17 protein-coding genes are annotated in these 18320 nt (G+C 56.7%); 12 read left to right on the top strand and 5 right to left on the bottom strand.

All coding sequences use genetic code 11. The features are described from left to right. Positions 1 to 89: 89 nt before the first annotated feature. The 7 genes from B347_RS0116605 to B347_RS0116575 all read left to right on the top strand — a co-directional run bounded on the left by B347_RS0116605 (position 90) and on the right by B347_RS0116575 (position 8640). Complete coding sequence (locus tag B347_RS0116605) at positions 90 to 818, top strand: response regulator transcription factor (RefSeq protein ID WP_019410815.1); 729 nt, start codon at positions 90 to 92, stop codon at positions 816 to 818. After that, on the top strand, positions 808 to 2163 hold the full coding sequence (locus tag B347_RS0116600; RefSeq protein ID WP_019410814.1) for a sensor histidine kinase: 1356 nt from the start codon (positions 808 to 810) through the stop codon (positions 2161 to 2163). Before B347_RS0116605 ends, B347_RS0116600 begins: the two co-directional genes overlap by 11 nt. Positions 2164 to 2501: 338 nt before the next feature. Beyond that, a complete protein-coding gene (gene cysM, locus B347_RS0116595; RefSeq protein ID WP_019410813.1) occupies positions 2502 to 3404 on the top strand; it encodes a cysteine synthase CysM in 903 nt (300 codons plus the stop codon). Further along, positions 3404 to 4756, top strand: coding sequence for a 23S rRNA (uracil(1939)-C(5))-methyltransferase RlmD (gene rlmD / locus B347_RS0116590; RefSeq protein WP_019410812.1), 1353 nt, complete (start codon positions 3404 to 3406; stop codon positions 4754 to 4756). Before cysM ends, rlmD begins: the two co-directional genes overlap by 1 nt. A 119-nt stretch (positions 4757 to 4875) precedes the next feature. Beyond that, entirely contained in the window at positions 4876 to 7131 is a 2256-nt protein-coding gene (gene relA / locus B347_RS0116585) for a GTP diphosphokinase (protein WP_019410811.1), read from the top strand. A 107-nt stretch (positions 7132 to 7238) separates the two neighbouring features. Beyond that, entirely contained in the window at positions 7239 to 8072 is an 834-nt protein-coding gene (mazG, locus tag B347_RS0116580; protein ID WP_019410810.1) for a nucleoside triphosphate pyrophosphohydrolase, read from the top strand. Between the two features lie 22 nt (positions 8073 to 8094). Continuing rightward, positions 8095 to 8640, top strand: coding sequence for a DUF2058 domain-containing protein (locus B347_RS0116575; protein ID WP_016779855.1), 546 nt, complete (start codon positions 8095 to 8097; stop codon positions 8638 to 8640). A gap of 114 nt (positions 8641 to 8754) precedes the next feature. Here the strand turns inward: B347_RS0116575 and B347_RS0116570 are convergent, their stop codons facing one another. From B347_RS0116570 to purM, 4 genes are all read right to left on the bottom strand, one after another. Next, on the bottom strand, positions 8755 to 8940 hold the full coding sequence (locus B347_RS0116570; protein WP_019410809.1) for a hypothetical protein: 186 nt from the start codon (positions 8938 to 8940) through the stop codon (positions 8755 to 8757). Between the two features lie 273 nt (positions 8941 to 9213). After that, positions 9214 to 9927 (bottom strand): DUF3108 domain-containing protein, encoded by a 714-nt coding sequence (locus tag B347_RS0116565; protein WP_019410808.1) that lies wholly within the window; start codon positions 9925 to 9927, stop codon positions 9214 to 9216. 8 nt (positions 9928 to 9935) lie between these two features. Next, positions 9936 to 10586: a phosphoribosylglycinamide formyltransferase gene (purN, locus tag B347_RS0116560; RefSeq protein ID WP_019410807.1), complete on the bottom strand. Its 651-nt coding sequence runs from the start codon at positions 10584 to 10586 to the stop codon at positions 9936 to 9938. Next, positions 10586 to 11644, bottom strand: a complete 1059-nt coding sequence (purM, locus tag B347_RS0116555) for a phosphoribosylformylglycinamidine cyclo-ligase (RefSeq protein WP_019410806.1) — start codon at positions 11642 to 11644, stop codon at positions 10586 to 10588. The genes purN and purM overlap by 1 nt, the downstream gene beginning before the upstream one ends. A gap of 379 nt (positions 11645 to 12023) precedes the next feature. On the opposite strand from purM, the gene B347_RS0116550 reads away from it, so the two are divergent. The 5 genes from B347_RS0116550 to B347_RS0116530 all read left to right on the top strand — a co-directional run bounded on the left by B347_RS0116550 (position 12024) and on the right by B347_RS0116530 (position 16666). Next, positions 12024 to 13058, top strand: a complete 1035-nt coding sequence (locus tag B347_RS0116550; protein ID WP_019410805.1) for a DUF2066 domain-containing protein — start codon at positions 12024 to 12026, stop codon at positions 13056 to 13058. A gap of 33 nt (positions 13059 to 13091) precedes the next feature. Continuing rightward, complete coding sequence (locus B347_RS0116545; RefSeq protein WP_019410804.1) at positions 13092 to 14165, top strand: AI-2E family transporter; 1074 nt, start codon at positions 13092 to 13094, stop codon at positions 14163 to 14165. Positions 14166 to 14389: 224 nt separating this feature from the next. Then, on the top strand, positions 14390 to 15094 hold the full coding sequence (hda, locus tag B347_RS0116540; RefSeq protein WP_019410803.1) for a DnaA regulatory inactivator Hda: 705 nt from the start codon (positions 14390 to 14392) through the stop codon (positions 15092 to 15094). Between the two features lie 266 nt (positions 15095 to 15360). Further along, positions 15361 to 15984 (top strand): C40 family peptidase, encoded by a 624-nt coding sequence (locus tag B347_RS0116535; RefSeq protein WP_019410802.1) that lies wholly within the window; start codon positions 15361 to 15363, stop codon positions 15982 to 15984. A 145-nt stretch (positions 15985 to 16129) separates the two neighbouring features. After that, positions 16130 to 16666 carry a C40 family peptidase gene (locus B347_RS0116530; RefSeq protein WP_019410801.1) on the top strand — a complete coding sequence of 179 codons (537 nt, stop codon included), beginning with the start codon at positions 16130 to 16132 and terminating at the stop codon, positions 16664 to 16666. 63 nt (positions 16667 to 16729) lie between these two features. Here B347_RS0116530 and B347_RS0116525 read toward each other — a convergent pair whose 3' ends face one another. After that, entirely contained in the window at positions 16730 to 18037 is a 1308-nt protein-coding gene (locus tag B347_RS0116525) for a PQQ-dependent sugar dehydrogenase (protein ID WP_019410800.1), read from the bottom strand. Positions 18038 to 18320: the final 283 nt, after the last annotated feature.

The raw sequence follows: 18320 nt of genomic DNA, 5'->3' as shown, positions 1-18320 counted from the left end.
GCTTAATCAAGTTTTGCAATGTCTGCGCCGGTTGCTCGCGCTGGCTCAATCTTGAATAATCGACGATTGAGAATGACTTGCAGACGCTAATGAATCCCGTAGCTGTTCAACCCTCGCGCCTTTTGGCCATCGAAGACGATCCCATTTTGGGTGCCTATTTGCATGAGCAACTGGGGCGTTGCGGGTTTGAGGTGGTGTGGTGTCAAAACGGCAACGAAGGCTTAAGCCGCGCCCGGCATGAGCATTTTGACGTGGTGTTGATGGATATTTTGCTGCCGGGCATGAATGGCTTGCAGGTGCTCACACAATTGCGCCAGACCCATGCGCTGCCCGTCATTTTGATGTCTGCGCTGGGGGCCGAAGCCGACCGCATCAGCGGTTTTCAACTGGGCGCCGATGACTACCTACCCAAGCCGTTCAGCATGGCTGAGTTGCGGGTGCGAATTCAGGCCATCTTGCGCCGTGTAGCGCTGGACCGCATGCCACCACCCAGCCCGCAAGCAGACCCCATGCAGGACGACAACGCGCTGTTTCTGGACGACATCACGGCGGATGCGCGCTTTGGCCAGCAATGGGCCGGGCTCACCCGCAGTGAATTTCGTTTACTTGACACGCTGCAACGCAACCCCGATGAAGTGTTGAGCAAGGCATTCCTCTATCAACAGGTGTTGCAGCGCGGTTATGCGGCCCATGACCGCAGCCTGGACATGCATATCAGCCAGATACGTCGCAAGCTCAAGGCCATTGGCTATCTTGAGCAAGAAGTGCGCACGGTGTGGGGTAAAGGTTACGTCTTGAGTGCAAGCGATGCGCCCTAAAGTCCCGGGCAAGCAATCGGTGTTCTGGAAACTGGCGTGTCTGCTGGTGGCCTTCTGTTTACTGATGATCTGGCTCAGTTGGTCCTGGGGCCGCTATATGGACAAACGCACGGGCTATTTAACCGAAGAGGCTAAAAGCACATTGATACGCTACGCCGGTGAAGCGGAACAGGCCTGGCACAACGGCCAGCAAACGGGCGTCGATCAGTGGTTGCAGGGCTTTGGCCAGGTCGAAAGCGGGTGGGTCGGTGTGGTTGGCCAAGACCTGCAAGCGCTGAGCAGCTACCCCTTGAATGACCTCGAGACCCAGCGGCTGACTTTTCTGCGCGAGCTGGATTGGCCTATCAGCCACATCAATGCGACACGGCCGTGGGTCAAGGTGCCGTTTCCCAATGACCCTTCTGCGGGTTATCTAGTCATCGAGTTGCCTCAGCGGTTTATGCCGGGTCGTTCGCAATTGGTGTGGCGCATCCTTATTAATGGTGTGATCCCCGGGCTGTTCACGTTGCTCTTGTGCGCGGGGTTGTACCGACTGCTGATTGTGCCGCTGAACCACTTGCGCGAGCAGGCCAATGCTTGGCGTGCTGAGCAATTGGGCGCGCGGCTGTCGAGCCAGACCACTAGTCGACAAGACGAGTTGGGGGACTTGGGTCGAGCGTTCGATCAAATGTCCGAGCGTTTGCAAAGTACTGTCAGCCAACAACAGCAAATGCTGCGCGACTTGTCCCATGAACTGCGCACGCCGTTGAGCCGCCTGCGGGTGGCCTGTGACAGCGAGCAAGGGCTTGAAGCCCTGCGCGAACGGCTGGGCCGTGAGGTGGATGGCATGCAGCGACTCGTTGAAGACACCTTGCAACTGGCTTGGTTGGATGCCGAGCGTGGGCCGTTGCCAGTCGAGGACATCCAAATTCAGGCGTTGTGGGAAATGCTCACTGAAAATGCGCGTTTTGAAAGTCACTGGACTGAATCGCGGCTGCCGTGCCGGGTCGATGCCAATTGTTGGGTAAAAGGCCATCTCAATAGCTTGGCGCAGGCGCTGGAAAACATTTTGCGCAATGCTATTCGGCATTCTCCTGCGGATGGCATTGTCAGCCTCAATGGCAGGCGTGAAGGTGACGAGTGGCACTTATGGCTTGATGATCAGGGCGCAGGCGTTGCCCCTGAAGAGCTGGAACGGATTTTCGCCCCCTTTATCCGGCTGGACGGCTCGCGACCTGGAGACGGTGGTTTTGGCCTGGGGTTGAGTATCGCCCGCAACGCCCTGCGCTTGCAGGCTGGCAGCTTGTGGGCCGAAAACACTGGGCAGGGGTTGCGCGTGCATTTGCGCTTGCCTAGTGCAGGTTAAATCTTGCCTGGAGCTGCCGCAGATCTATGACGCGCGAAAAACCGTAGCAGCTGTCGAGCCTGCGAGGCTGCGTCCGGCTGTGTAGCAGTCGTAAAATCAAGCACTGCGGTGCGTCAGCCAGACCCTGCACTTAGCGTTTACGATCGCTGCGCAATCGGACGTAGCCTCGCAGGCTCGGCAACTGCTACGAAATCGGCTTGCAGCGCGCCATAGAATCTCCCGTACGTCTGAAACGTTGCTTATAGCCTTTAGCCATAAGCTCCGCACTTTGCGTGATATGGGCTCTGAGCGTTTGTCGGTATGATGTGCGACCCCGCAGTCTGGATTGCGAATACGCCATGACCTTGCAGTACCCCACTATCGCCGATTGCATCGGCAACACTCCGTTGGTGCGCTTGCAGCGCCTAGCCGGAGACACGTCTAACACCTTGTTGCTCAAGCTCGAAGGGAATAACCCTGCCGGCTCGGTCAAGGACCGTCCTGCACTGTCGATGATTACCCGCGCTGAAATGCGTGGGCAGATCCAGGCTGGCGACACCTTGATTGAGGCCACGTCGGGTAATACCGGGATTGCGCTGGCGATGGCTGCTGCGATCAAGGGCTACAAGATGATCCTGATCATGCCCGACAACTCCAGCGCCGAGCGCAAGGCGGCCATGACCGCGTATGGCGCCGAGCTGATCCTGGTCAGCCAAGAAGAGGGAATGGAAGGCGCCCGAGACCTGGCCGACAAGATGCAGGCTGAAGGCCGCGGCAAGGTGCTCGATCAGTTCGCCAATGGTGATAACCCAGAGGCGCATTACACCAGCACTGGCCCGGAACTCTGGCGCCAGACCCACGGCACGATCACCCACTTCGTCAGCTCGATGGGTACGACGGGCACCATCATGGGTGTCTCGCGTTACCTCAAAGAGCAAAACCCCTCTGTGCAGATCGTCGGTTTGCAACCGATGGAAGGCGCCGCGATTCCGGGCATTCGTCGCTGGCCGACTGAATACCTGCCCAAAATCTATCAAGCCAGTCGTGTTGACCGGATTGTCGACATGGCCCAGCGCGAAGCCGAAGACGTTATGCGTCGTCTGGCCCGCGAAGAAGGCGTTTTCTGTGGTGTGTCTTCGGGCGGTGCGGTGGCAGCGATGCTGCGACTGTCTCAAGAAGTCGAAAACGCCGTGATCGTCGGCATTATTTGCGACCGTGGCGACCGTTACTTGTCGACCGGCCTTTACGATGCGCCTAACTGATGGCTAAGCAAGAGAGAGGCCTGCGTTTCCAGCCCACTGGCGGGACCAAGACTGCGCAAGTGCCAACGGGCAAAAAACAACGTTTGAACATTGAGCGGCTGGCCAACGACGGCCGTGGTATTGCTTTTGTTGAAGGCCGTACCTGGTTTGTGTCGGGGGCCTTGGCGGGTGAAGAGGTAGAAGCCCGCGTTTTGGGGGCGCACGGCAAAGTCGTCGAAGCGCGCACCGAACGTGTGTTTAAGGCCAGCGATATTCGTCGCGTTGCACCGTGCGTGCATGCCGGGAAATGTGGCGGTTGCAGCGTGCAGCATCTGCCCCATAACGAGCAGCTTGCACTAAAACAGCGCATGCTCAGCGAGCAATTGAACCGTGTAGCGGGTATTGAGCCCGAAGAATGGGCACAGCCGTTGACAGGACCAGAGTTTGGCTACCGCCGCCGAGCCCGCATTGCAGTGCGCTGGGATGCGCGGGCCAAAAGGCTGGATGTCGGTTTTCGGGCCGCAGGCAGTCAGGACATCGTCGCGATCGACCACTGTTTGGTGCTGGTACAGGCTTTGCAACCTATCATGAGCGGGTTGCCGGCCATGTTGCGTCAGTTGAGCAATCCGAAAGCCCTTGGGCATGTCGAGTTGTTCAGCGGTTCGGCGATTGCTGTTTTGCTGCGCCACATGGCGCCGTTGAACGATGCCGATTTGCAGGTTTTACAGAATTTTTGCTCCGTTCATAATGCCCAATTGTGGCTACATGGAGACGGCGAGCCTCAACCAGTCGATTTGAGTCAGACCTTGGGCTACCGTTTACAGCAATGGGATCTGGAGTTGGCGTACCGGCCGGGAGACTTTGTTCAGGTCAACGCCTTGGTCAACGAAGCCATGGTTGCGCAAGCGCTGGACTGGCTGGCGCCACAGCCCGACGAACGGGTTCTTGACTTGTTCTGTGGGCTGGGTAATTTCGCATTGCCACTGGCGCGTCAGGTGCGCGAAGTGGTGGCCGTTGAAGGTGTTACGACGATGGTCGAACGTGCCGCGCAAAACGCGGTCAGTAACACGCTGCCTAATGCAGCGTTTTTTCAGGCCGACCTGTCGCAGCCTTTGGTGGATGCCACATGGGCCAAGCAGGGCTTTGCCGCCGTGCTCCTCGACCCGCCGCGAGACGGGGCGTACGAGGCGGTGCGAAAACTGTCGGCCCTGGGTGCCAAGCGTTTAGTGTATGTGTCGTGTAACCCAGTCACGTTGGCCCGCGACACAGTTGAATTGATGAAACAGGGGTATCGGTTAAAACGTGCCGGAATTCTCGATATGTTCCCGCAAACCGCGCATGTCGAGGCGATGGCGTTATTTGAAGCAGACTAGGACGTCTGTCTATTTCGACGGGCCCGCAACCGTACGCTGCTTTACCCTGGAGCGTGCGGTTGGGATTCGGGTCGGTGATATCAGCGCATTAAACGTGCGCTGTAGGGAAGGTAAGCAAGATGGTACAGGTCAGAGCACACCAGCCGATCAACACCGACGGCAGTCTCAACCTCGAGGCATGGCTTGATCATGCGGTGAGTGTCGATGTGGCGCTGGACCGTGAAGCCTTGAAAGAAGCGTGCGAGTTTGCACGTGAGGCCGAACAGCAAGCCAATGCAGCGAAAAACCTGTGGTCCGAGGGCGCGTCGAGCTTTCGAACCGGGTTGGAAATCGCTGAAATCTTGGCTGATCTCAAGCTGGACCAAGACTCTCTGGTCGCCGCAATTTTGTATCGCGGCGTACGTGAAGGGCAGATTCTGCTGCCAGCGGTCAGTCAGCGCTTTGGCCCTGTGGTGGCCAAGCTGATTGATGGCGTGCTGCGCATGGCCGCTATCAGCGCCAGCCTCAGTCCCCGTCAGTCTATGGTCATGGGCTCTCAGGGCCAGGTCGAAAACCTGCGCAAAATGCTCGTGGCGATGGTTGATGACGTGCGCGTGGCACTGATCAAACTGGCTGAGCGTACCTGCGCAATCCGTGAAGTCAAAAGTGCCTCGGACGAAAAGCGCATTCGCGTGGCGCGCGAGGTATTCGATATTTATGCGCCGCTCGCCCACCGCCTGGGCATTGGCCATATCAAATGGGAGCTGGAGGACTTGTCCTTCCGCTACCTCGAACCCGAGCAGTACAAACAGATTGCTACGTTGCTGCATGAACGCCGCCTTGATCGCGAGCGCTTTATCAGTGATGTGATGAACCAACTGCGCACCGAGCTTGAAGCCACCGGCGTGGTGGACGCGGACATCAGCGGCCGGGCCAAACACATCTATTCGATCTGGCGCAAAATGCAGCGCAAGGGCCTGGCTTTCAGTCAGATCTATGACGTGCGCGCGGTGCGGGTGCTGGTGCCGGAAATGCGCGATTGCTACACCGCGCTGGGCATCGTCCACACGTTGTGGCGGCACATCCCCAAAGAGTTCGACGACTACATCGCCAACCCAAAAGAGAACGGCTATCGCTCACTGCACACGGCGGTGATCGGTCCTGAGGGCAAGGTACTGGAAGTGCAGATTCGCACCCACGCCATGCACGAAGAAGCTGAGCTTGGGGTGTGCGCGCACTGGCGGTACAAGGGCACCGACGTCAAGTCCGGGTCCAACCAGTACGAAGAGAAAATCTCGTGGTTGCGCCAGGTGCTGGAATGGCACGAAGAACTGGGCGACATCGGCGGTCTGGCCGATCAGTTGCGGGTCGATATCGAGCCGGATCGGGTATACATCTTTACGCCCGACGGGCATGCCATCGACCTGCCCAAGGGCGCGACGCCGCTGGACTTCGCCTACCGGGTGCACACCGAAATCGGCCATAACTGCCGAGGTGCGAAGATCAATGGGCGCATTGTGCCGCTCAACTACAGCCTGCAAACCGGCGAACAGGTTGAGATCATCACCAGCAAGCACGGCACGCCGAGCCGCGACTGGCTGAACTCGAACCTGGGGTATGTCACCACTTCCCGGGCGCGCGCGAAAATTGTTCACTGGTTTAAATTGCAGGCCCGCGATCAAAACGTTGCGGCCGGTAAAACCCTGCTTGAGCGCGAGCTGGGCCGTCTGGGCTTGCCAGCGGTGGATTACGACAAGCTTGCCGACAAAGCCAACATGAAAACCGCCGAGGACATGTACGCGGCGTTGGGTGCGGGCGACTTGCGCCTGGCACAGCTGATCAATCTGGCGCAGCAACTGGTCGAGCCAGAACGCGGCAGCGAGCAGATGGAGCTCATCCCGCGCAAAGCCACGGGCTACAAGCCGGGCAAGCGCGGCGACATCCAGATTGAAGGCGTGGGCAACCTGTTGACCCAAATGGCCGGCTGCTGCCAGCCACTGCCGGGCGACGCGATTGTCGGTTACATCACCCAAGGGCGTGGCGTGAGCATTCACCGTCAAGACTGCGCCTCGGTGCTGCAACTGAGCAGCCGCGAGCCGGAGCGGATCATTCAGGTCAACTGGGGGCCGATTCCGGTATCGACATACCCAGTCGACATCGAAATTCGAGCCTACGATCGTTCTGGTCTGCTGCGCGACGTGTCGCAAGTGCTGCTCAACGAGCGCATCAACGTTTTGGCGGTCAACACCCGCTCGAACAAAGAGAACAACACGGCGCTGATGTCCTTGACCATCGAGATCCCGGGGCTGGACGCATTGGGGCGTTTGCTGGGACGAATCTCGCAATTGCCAAACATCATCGAAACCCGCCGTATCGGGCGTAGTGAGCCGCGCTAGGCGCGGAGCGGTTTAGCTTTAAGCTGCAAGCGGCAAGTTAGAAGCAGGGCGCGGTTGGCTTTTTCTTGTAGCTTGCAGCTTGCCACTTACAGCTTGAAGGAACTGAAATGCATACCTTGGATGATTTGCTGTTTTTGATGGCCCGCTTGCGTGACCCGCAATTTGGCTGCCCGTGGGACATTAAACAAACTTACGCCACAATCGTCCCTTACACCCTTGAAGAGGCCTATGAAGTGGCTGACGCCATTGAGCGCAGCGACTTTGAGCATCTGCAGGGTGAGCTGGGTGATTTGCTGTTTCAGGTGGTGTATTACAGCCAGTTGGCCCACGAAGAAGGTCGCTTTGAATTTGCCGGGGTGATCGACAGCATTACCCGCAAGTTGATTCGTCGCCATCCCCATGTGTTTCCGGCCGGCGATTTGTATGCACCGTTAGACGTGCCGCGCTTGAGCGAAGAGCAGGTCAAGGAGCGCTGGGACCAAATTAAGGCTGAGGAGCGCGCAGAAAAATCCGCCACGCCGCAGCAGTTGTCGTTGCTCGATGACGTGCCGGTGGCGCTGCCTGCCTTGTCCCGTGCTGCCAAGTTACAAAAGCGTGCCGCGCAGGTCGGGTTTGACTGGCCAGCGGCTTTGCCAGTACTGGACAAGGTGCGTGAAGAGCTGGATGAGGTGCTCCAAGCTATGGCTGATAACGACACGTGCGCGATCCACGATGAGATTGGCGACCTGCTGTTTTCGGTAGTTAATCTGGCGCGCCATCTAAAAGTTGACCCGGAAACCGCCTTGCGCAGCGCGAATACTAAATTTGACCGACGTTTCCGGTTTATCGAGCAAGCATTGCGCGATACCCTGCGTCCCATTGAAGATTGCACCCTTGAAGACCTGGACGCCCTGTGGGGCGAAGCCAAGCGCCAGGAAAAGAATGTACCCAGCTGCGGCTGAGTTTGCCTAAGTGAGTAAGTAGATGAGCATTTCCCTACGCGACCAGTTGCTCAAAGCCGGACTGGTCAACGAGAAGCAGGCCAAACAGGCTGGCAAAGAAAAGCAAAAGCAGCAGCGTTTGGCCCACAAAGGCCAGATCGAACTGGACGATACTCAGCAGCGTCTGGCCGCTGAAGCCAAGGCTGAGAAGGTCAAGCGCGACCAGGAACTGAATCGTCAGCAACAGGAAAAGGTTGAGCAAAAGGCCCGTGCTGCGCAGATCAAGCAACTGATCGAAGTGTCGCGTCTGCCCAAGCTGAACACCGAGGATTACTACAACTTTGTTGACGACAAAAAGGTTAAGCGCCTGTCGGTCAACACTTTAATGCGTAACAAGCTGGCCAATGGTTCGCTGGCGATTGTGCAGCATCAGGGCGGCTACGAAGTGATCCCGCGTGAGGCGGCGCTGAAGATCCAGGAGCGCGATCCGCGCCGTATCGTTCAGCTCAATATTCTGGTTGAGCCGAAGACACCAGAAGAAGACGATCCGTACGCGGCGTATCAGATCCCTGATGATCTGATGTGGTAAACCCGCAAAAGACGTGAACACGTTGTAGGGGCCATCTGTTATTTGCAACGGCCTTAAACAAGCAAACCCCGCTTCGGCGGGGTTTGTGTGTTTCAAGACAGTAGTTTCAGTGGTTCAGGCTTGGTTTTGTTTCTGCGTTTCAAGCTTTTCCAGCTCAGCTTTATAGTTATGAGCGTCGCTCTCGCGGTGGAACATACCAACCAATACGTCTTCCTGGTGGACATCCCACAGGTGTACGCCGTGAGCGACAAGCTGGTGGAACATACGTGAATCGTCGCGTTCAGTTACTTTGATAGTCATCTGCTTGCTCCAAATTCTGGTAAGGGCCTGCGGCAAGACGTCGCAGGACTTCTTTATAGAATTTGTTAGCTTCCTAAGTAAATAGCTAATTGTCGCTCTGTCATGTTGGTAAAAACCGTAAAACGCTGTAGCCCTTGTGAAACGTGGTGTTTACGGATTTCCCCAATAGTTTTATGACAAATGTTTCATGATTGAAGGCGATTTTGGGGGTAAAAAAAACCTCGCCGAAGCGAGGTTTTCTTGAGGCTTGCCACTAAAAGCTTGCCACTAACTTCAGTTACCCTTAACGGCTTTGCCATCCACCGTGCCGTCTTGCAGCATGATGTTGTATTCCTTGCCGTCTGTTTCTACTTGCTGCAAGGCCACCAGCAGATAATCCCAGTCTTTGGCGAACCACATGATGGTGGTGCGCTTGTTTTGTGTCGGGTCACGGACGCGTTCAACTTTGATGGCGTCAATCGTGCCGGCTTTGGTCTGGACCTTATCGCTGCCAAGGACACGAAAGTCATACGTGTCTACGTCCTCTCCCTCTACCACTTGGTAACTCATGCTTTTTTTGCCGGCAGCGACATCACGCTGTAGGGCCAACTGGTAAGTCGACTTGTCGAGCATGCCGCTGAGCAAAGGAACGGTGACCTTGGTTTTGTTTTCGAAGCCGGTGACCATGCTGGCCGCCCAGTCGAAGTTCAGTTTGATTGTTTTGGTTTTACCCAAGCCCCCACGTTCGAACGTGTAGGTTTTTGGAATCAGGCTGTCGTTCTTGAAGGTGAAGGTGCTGGATTCGGTCAGACTGGCGATCATCATCGAGGCCTTGAAACTCAAGGTCCAGAGGTTATCGGCATCTTTGGTCAGACTGCGCTCGGCAGAGCCGCTCATGGGTAACTGTTTCCAGTCTGCGGTGTAGCTGGCCTGGAAAGGCTTAAGTTCGGCCGCCTGCACTGCTGGAATAGCCAGCAGGCTGAGGGCAAGGAGCAGGGCACGACGCATAAAGTCTCCTAGGTTCGTATCAAGTGGCCGCTGGCCGCGAGTAATTGACCGTCTAATAATGCGCCTTGCTCGTCAAGTGACAAGCGACCTTCGGCAAACCAGCGCACTGCAAGCGGATAAATCAGGTGCTCTTGGGCGTGAACCCGTTGCGCCAGACTGTGCGGCGAGTCGTTGGACTCTACCGGAATCACTGCCTGTACGACCAGTGGCCCGCCATCGAGTTCCTCGGTTACAAAATGCACGCTGCAGCCATGCTCGCTGTCACCGGCTTCCAGCGCACGCTGATGCGTGTGCAAGCCTTTGTACTTAGGCAGCAGGGAAGGGTGGATGTTGAGCAGACGACCCTGATAGTGACGCACGAACTCTGCGCTGAGGATGCGCATGAATCCGGCCAGAACCACCAGTTGCGGGTTGAAGGTGTCAATGACTTCGATCAATGCAGCATCGAAGGCCTCGCGGCCCTCGAATGCTGTGTGATCCAGTACGCGGGTGTCGATACCCGCGTTTTGAGCGCGTTGCAGGCCGTAGGCATCTGCGCGGTTGGAGATCACCGCACGGATGTTGGCCGGACTGTCCTTGACGTCATTGCTGTCGATCAAGGCCTGCAAGTTACTGCCGGTGCCGGAAAGCAGCACCACCACATCACAGGTATCAGGCATTAGTGCGCCTTGAGGTTTTGCAGCTCGACTTGTGGTGCACCTTCGGCAGCCGCAGCGATCTGGCCGATAACCCAAGGTTGCTCGCCTGCTTCACGCAGTACGTTCAGTGCGGTTTCAACGTCGGCCTGAGCCACGCAGATCACCATGCCCACGCCGCAGTTCAGCACGCGGTGCATTTCGGTTTCGTTGACGTTGCCTTTTTCTTGCAGCCAGTCGAAGACGGCTGGGCGCTGCCAGCTGGCAACGTCAACCACTGCTTGTGCGCCTTTAGGCAGAACGCGTGGGATGTTGTCGAGCAGGCCGCCACCGGTGATGTGCGCCATGGCTTTAACAACGCCGGTTTCTTTGATCAGCTTGAGCAATGGCTTGACGTAGATGCGGGTCGGGGCCATCAGCAGGTCGGTCAGTGGCTTGCCGTCGAGCTGGATGTTTTCGATGTCGGCACCCGACACTTCGATGATTTTGCGGATCAGCGAGTAGCCGTTGGAGTGCGGGCCTGAAGATGGCAGGGCGAGCAGGGCGTCACCGTTAGCCACTTTGGAGCCGTCGATAATTTCGGACTTCTCGACCACGCCCACGCAGAAACCGGCCAGGTCGTAATCGTCGCCTTCGTACATGCCAGGCATTTCTGCGGTTTCGCCGCCTACCAGCGAGCAACCGGACAATTCGCAGCCAGCGCCGATACCGGTAACCACTTGGGTCGCGGTTTCTACGTTGAGCTTGCCGGTGGCGTAGTAGTCGAGGAAGAACAGAGGCTCGGCGCCGCACACGATCAGGTCGTTAACGCACATGGCAACCAGGTCGATGCCGATGCTGTCGTGCTTGTTCAGGTTCAGTGCCAGACGCAGCTTGGTGCCTACACCGTCGGTACCGGAAACCAGAACAGGCTGCTTGTAACCCGCCGGGATTTCGCAGAGGGCGCCAAAACCGCCGAGGCCGCCCATCACTTCCGGGCGTGCAGTGCGCTTGGCCACGCTCTTGATGCGTTCGACCAATGCTTCACCGGCGTCGATGTCTACACCGGCGTCCTTGTAGCTCAGGGAGGGTTGCTTGCTCATAATCCAGGCCTTTAGGGGGGATTCGGGGGTATCGACCGATCTCAGGGGGCCCGCTTGCAAGTGCTCACTGTATGGAACAGAGCATTTGCAGGGTGCCCGGCTGTCGCCGGTCTGCGAAGGCGCGCGATTTTATCAGGCTTGAAGGGCAGCGGCCATCCTCGGGCCGACAGGCAGGGTTATATCTGTCGAAAAAAACCTTTTTTGGACGTACTGGCTGCTTAGCGTGGCCCTGTATAAGGTATAGCCATTAAGTTTTGAGTTTTTATGACCGGATAAAACTGCGGTGTGGACGTGAATGATTTGGCCGCTGGCCTGTCTGAAGGGTTATCGAGTTTTTATGCGGCCTTTTAATAGCGTCTTTTGCCGTCAGGAATCTTTCATGCGTTTTCATCAATTTATAGCTGTGGGCTGTTTGTCATTGTTTAGCCTGGCGAGTCATGCCGAAATCCTGACGGGTCTATACCAAGTGCGTGAGCCGGTGGCTAGCCAGTCCCCGGATGAGCGCACGCAAGCCACTCAAAAAGCCCTTGCAACCCTGGTCCTGCGCCTTACGGGGGATGCCAAGGCAATCCAAAGCCCGGCACTGGAAGCAGTCCGTAAAGACCCGCAACAAATTATCAGCCAATACGGCTATGACGCAGGCCCCCCTGAAGCCCTGCAAGTGGACTTTGACCCCGTGAGCACCGACCGCGCCTTGCGTCAGGCCGGCTTGTCGTTGTGGGGTACCAACCGTCCCGCGCTGCTGGGCTGGTGGCTCAACGATTCGGTCGAGGGTGCCAGCTTGGTCGGTGACGGCCAGTCGGCTGCCGAACCCTTGCGTCGTGCTGCGCAACATCGTGGGCTGCCGCTGCGCTTGCCGCTGGCTGACTTAAGTGAGCAATTGGTCGGTACGGCTGAAAACCTTGAAGGCTCTAACCCGGCCCCGTTGAAAGAAGCCTCCGAGCGCTACGGGGCAGATGCGCTGCTGGCGGTGCATGCCCATGAAGACGGCGGCCAATGGCAGGCCAAATGGCGTCTGTGGGTCGGTGATCAGCAAGAACAAGGCAGTGCATCAGCAGCCGACCAAGCTGCTCTGGCGGATGCCGTTTTGCTGCAAGTCAGTGAGCGATTGGCGCCGCGTTATGCGGTTAAGCCGGGGGTTTCGACTGAGCAGTTGCTTCAGGTGCAGGGCATGACGTTGGAGCGCTACGCTCAATTGGGTCGACTGCTTGAGCCGTTTGGTGGGCAACTTATTAGTGTCGACGGTGATCGTATTGTTTATCAGGTCAACGGCAGCGCCGAACAATTGCGTTCGCAGCTGGGGCTTGCGCAGTTACATGAAGTGCCGGCAGACCAGGTTCAGTCTGTAGCGACTGATGGGCAGGCGCCGGGCACAGTGACAGCGCCAGTGCCGCAGCTACGCTTTAGTTGGTAGATTTTTTTCTTCTATATATGAGGGCAGGCATTTATGACGGATTCGCGCCGGTGGGTATGGTGGGGGGTAGCGCTGGTGGCGGCGCTGTTTGTGTATTTCTTACACCCGATACTGACGCCTTTTCTGATTGCCATCGTTCTTGCCTACATGTTCGATCCGGTGGTCGATCGTCTAGAAAGGTACGGCATATCAAGAACCTGGGGCACGATTACTGTCTTCTCAGTGTTTACCGTCATTCTGGTGACGTTGCTTCTGGTGTTGGTGCCGTTGCTTGCTAAGCAACTGCTGAAACTCTATCAACTGGCGCCGCAGGTGCTCGATTGGTTGCAGCACACGGCCATGCCGTGGGTGCAAGCCAAGTTTGGTCTGGGCGACGGCTTCTGGAACTTCGACAAAATCAAGGCCGCCATCACCGAGCACATGGGTCAGGCAGGCGACATCGTCGGTGTGGTGTTGTCGCAGGCGACCGCTTCCAGCCTCGCGTTGGTAGGCTTTTTGGCCAACTTGGTGCTGATCCCGGTGGTAGCGTTTTACCTGCTGCGCGACTGGGACATCATGCTGGCCAAGGTCCGCAGTTTGCTGCCCCGTGATCGCGAAGAGCGAATCGTGTCGCTGGCCAAAGAGTGTCACGACGTGCTTGGGGCCTTTGTTCGCGGGCAGTTGTTGGTGATGTTGGCGTTGGGCGTTATCTACTCTGCAGGCTTGATGTTGGTAGGGTTGGAATTGGGTCTGTTGATTGGTTTGATGGCGGGTCTGGCAGCCATCGTGCCGTACATGGGCTTTATCATCGGCATTGGTGCGGCGCTGATCGCGGGCCTTTTCCAGTTTGGCGGCGACTTGTACCCGATGCTGGGGATTGTTGCGGTGTTCATGATCGGTCAGGCGTTGGAAGGCATGGTGCTGACACCGTTGCTGGTGGGTGATCGAATCGGTTTGCACCCAGTGGCCGTAATCTTTGCGATTCTGGCGGGTGGCGAATTGTTTGGTTTTACTGGCGTGTTGTTGGCATTGCCGGTGGCGGCGGTAGTCATGGTGCTGGTGCGCCACATGCACGATTTGTACAAGGATTCGCAGGCGTACAAAGGGGATGAAGAGCCTGAGTTGTAGCGCGATCACGCAGTGAAAAAGAGGCGAGCTCATTTTTAATGGACTCGCCTTTTTGCGTGTTATCCGCTTGGCTTTGCCAAAAAAACTTCATTCAATTCAAGACGCTAACGCAAACCTTTGATTTTGCTCGTGGTCTGTTACATTGTGCGCCCGGCTACACGGGTATAAACTTTGCAAACTTTACACAGAGGCCACTAACGGTTCGTTTGAACTGTTCAGTCAGCATGAAACCGATTCAGCTGCCCCTAGGTGTGCGTCTGCGTGATGACGCTACCTTCATAAATTACTATCCAGGCGCCAATGCCGCTGCACTCGGCTACGTAGAACGTCTGTGCGAAGCCGACGCCGGCTGGACTGAAAGTCTGATTTATCTGTGGGGCAAGCAGGGCGTAGGCCGTACGCACTTGCTACAGGCCGCCTGCCTGCGTTTTGAGCAAATGGGTGAGCCAGCCGTGTACTTGCCGCTGGCTGAGCTGCTGGATCGCGGCATCGAGATTCTCGACAACCTTGAGCAGTACGAGCTGGTTTGCCTAGATGACCTTCAGGCCGTGGCCGGGCGGGCTGATTGGGAAGAAGCGCTATTTCACTTGTTCAATCGTCTGCGCGACAGTGGGCGCCGCCTGTTGATCGCCGCGTCGGCTTCGCCACGTGAGCTGCCAATTAAGTTGGCCGACCTCAAATCACGTCTCACCTTGGCGCTGATTTTTCAAATGCGTCCTTTGTCTGATGAAGACAAATTGCGTGCCTTGCAACTGCGCGCATCGCGTCGAGGCCTGCACCTGACTGATGAGGTAGGGCATTTCATCCTTACTCGCGGTACTCGCAGCATGAGTGCGTTGTTCGAATTGCTTGAGCGCCTCGATCAGGCGTCTTTGCAGGCGCAGCGCAAGCTGACTATTCCCTTCCTCAAAGAAACCCTTGGCTGGTAAGCACCGCACATCCCCCTGTAAGCGCGAGCTCGCCTCGCGATCTTTTGATCTTAATGATTGCTTGTTTTACAGAGGGGTTTGCAGCTTTCAGGCACCAGAAAACCTGCGTGTCAGACGGGTGTCTACGCAAAATCTATTGTCACGGGTGTAAAACCTTAGATGCCACGAGAAATCAACTGAGTCACATTTATATCGATTGAATTTGCAAATGAGGATCATAGAAGGCATAGTCGCGGCTACTTTTCCTACAAGCCACGGTCGTGCCCATGCTAAAGCGCTTCGCACCCCTCGTGCCTCTCGCACTTGTTACCCTGTTGTTCGGCTGCGCTGCGCACACGCCAGTGTCCCAGCAAGTCACCGACACTCAGGTTCAAAAGTCATCTTCGTCGCACTCTTCCGCTCTTTATCAGGAAGAACTGGCGACTGAAAAAGAACTGGCTCAATTTTCCGCAAACAGCAAGCCTTACGAATTGCCAGCCTTGGCTGACAGCATTCTTGAGCGCGGCATGTCCTTGATCGGTACCCGTTACCGTTTTGGCGGCACCTCTGAAGCTGGTTTTGATTGCAGCGGCTTCATCGGCTATCTGTTCAAAGAAGAAGCGGGCATGCAATTGCCGCGCTCAACGCGTGAAATGATCAACGTAAATGCACCGTTGGTCGCACGAAACAATCTTAAGCCAGGTGATCTGCTGTTCTTCAGCACCAATGGCCGTGGGCGCGTCAGTCACGCCGGGATTTATTTGGGCGACGACCAGTTTATCCACTCAAGCAGCCGCCGCAGCGGTGGTGTGCGGATCGACAGTTTGGGTGACAGCTACTGGAACAAGACCTTTATGGAAGCCAAGCGAGCCTTGGCGATGGCGCCAACCAGCGTAGTGGCCCGCAAGTAAAGTTAAAGTCTTACTTGAAGTTTGGCCTCTAAAGGCTAGAATTCAGTCGCAATGTTAAATTCTTGAAGCCGCGAAGGTGCTCCCTGTCGCGGCTTCAGGTTTCGCGGCCCCAGTAGCCGTATCCAGAAGCAGGAACGTTCTGTTTATGTCGACCATGGCTCGCGTTGCACTTATCACGTTAGCAGCACTGCTCAGTGCTTGCGCCAACCGTCCAGCGCCGGCCCCTGTGGTCGTGCAAAAGCCGGTATTTTCCAAACCCGATGAAACGTCTCCGATGGCTGCGGATGTATTGTTCCGTGCTTTCAGCTTGGTCGGCACGCCTTATCGCTGGGGTGGTAATACGCCGGATTCGGGTTTTGATTGCAGTGGTTTGATCAAGTACGTCTACAACGATATGGCGGGCATTTCGTTGCCACGCACCACGCGCGAAATGATCGTGATGCGTGCGCAGAGTGTCGGCCAAGATCAACTGCAAACGGGGGACTTGCTGTTCTTCGCCACAGGTGGCGGGACCCAGGTTAGCCATGCCGGGATCTACGTGGGCGAAGGCCGCTTTGTGCATGCGCCAGCCACAGGCGGCACGGTCAAGCTGGACAGCCTAAACAAAGCCTACTGGCAAAAAGCCTATTTGAACGCCAAGCGCGTACTGCCGACCGAACAACATTTGGCGCAGTTGCCTTAATCTAAAGCAAAACCCCTCACCCAGCCCTCTCCCAGAGGGTGAGGGCGTTTTTGATCTTGGGGTTTACTTCCCCGACACCCGCCAAATTTTGTTGCCGACATCATCGGCCACCAACAAGTCTCCCTGCTTATCGATCACCACCCCAACCGGTCGGCCCATGGCTTTTTCGTCTGCACTGAGAAACCCACTCAGCACGTCAATCGGCATGCCCGCGGGTTTGCCGTCAGTGAATGGCACGAAAATCACCTTGTAGCCACTGTGCGGCTTGCGGTTCCACGAGCCGTGCTGGCCAATGAACACGCCTTCGGTAAAGTTCGGCAGCTTGCTATTTTCAGCAAAGGCCAGGCCCAGCGAGGCCGTGTGCGGGCCCACTGCGTAGTCTGGAGCAATCGCTTTGGCGACCAAATCTAGGTTTTGCGGGTTCACCCGTGTATCGACGTGTTGCCCGTAATAACTGTAAGGCCAGCCGTAAAAGCCGCCATCCTGTACTGAGGTGATGTAGTCGGGCACCAGATCACTGCCAATCTCGTCGCGTTCGTTCACGGCGGTCCACAGTTTGCCAGTCTTCGGCTCCCAGTCCATGCCATTCGGGTTGCGCAACCCAGAGGCAAAGATGCGGTGGCTGCCAGTAGCGCGGTCGACTTCCCAGATCGCGGCGCGACCTTGTTCATTGTCTAGGCCGTTTTCGCCGACGTTGCTGTTGGAGCCCACGCTCACATAGAGTTTTTTGCCGTCGGGGCTGGCGATTACGTTCTTGGTCCAGTGATGGTTTATTGGTCCGCCCGGTAGGTCGACAATTTTGGTCGGTTGCGCGCTGATCGAGTTCTCGCCTGCTTGATAAGGGAAGCGCAGCAGTTTGTCGGCATCCGCGACATACAGGTCATTGCCCACCAGCGTCATGCCAAAGGGTGAGTTCAGGTTGTCGATAAACACCGTGCGGGTGTCGGCCACGCCATCGTGGTTGGTATCACGCAACAGAGTGATCCGATTCGCGCTAGGGACTCCCGCCCCGGCACGGCTCATAACTTTGTCGGCGATCCAGCCGCGAATCCCCTTGCTGTCATCCGGTTTGGCCGGTGCGTTGGTTTCAGCCACCAATACATCGCCATTGGGCAGCACATACAGCCAGCGCGGGTGATCAAGGCCTTCGGCAAAAGCCTGGACTTGCAAGCCTTCAGCGGCGATCGGTTTGGCGCCCTCAGCCCAGCCGACTGCTGGGGCGATATTGACGGTGGGGATCAGCGTTTTATTGGGCTCAGGCAATTTCGGCGAGGGGCCGGTGCCATCTGTGACTTGCAGCGTCGAACTTTCGCCGCAGGCAGCCAACCCTGCCGCTAAAACGATAACAACTGCGTGCCGACGTTTGAGCATGGTGTTCTCCATCAGATTTTGTTTTGTTAGCCATAGAGGCTCGTAGCGGTTCGAAGGTTCAGCTCAGTAATCAATGAGTCGTGAAAATACCCGCGCTATCAGGAAAGTATTCCTACTCAATATTCGCCTAAGGCTCTAGCAGGCTTGGATCCGCCCTACATCAAGCCTCCACGCCGCCCTTGCACACTTACGCACTTATAAAGCCCTGATGTTTTGTTACATCAGGGCGACTGCAGCGTAAGGAATCGCGGATGTCACGCTCACAGCCCACGTTTCGTTTCAG

The organism is Pseudomonas psychrophila HA-4, assembly GCF_000282975.1.
Lineage (GTDB): Bacteria > Pseudomonadota > Gammaproteobacteria > Pseudomonadales > Pseudomonadaceae > Aquipseudomonas > Aquipseudomonas psychrophila_A.
Note: the sequence above shows the minus strand (reverse complement) of the source record. Positions and strands in the feature narration are given on the sequence as shown.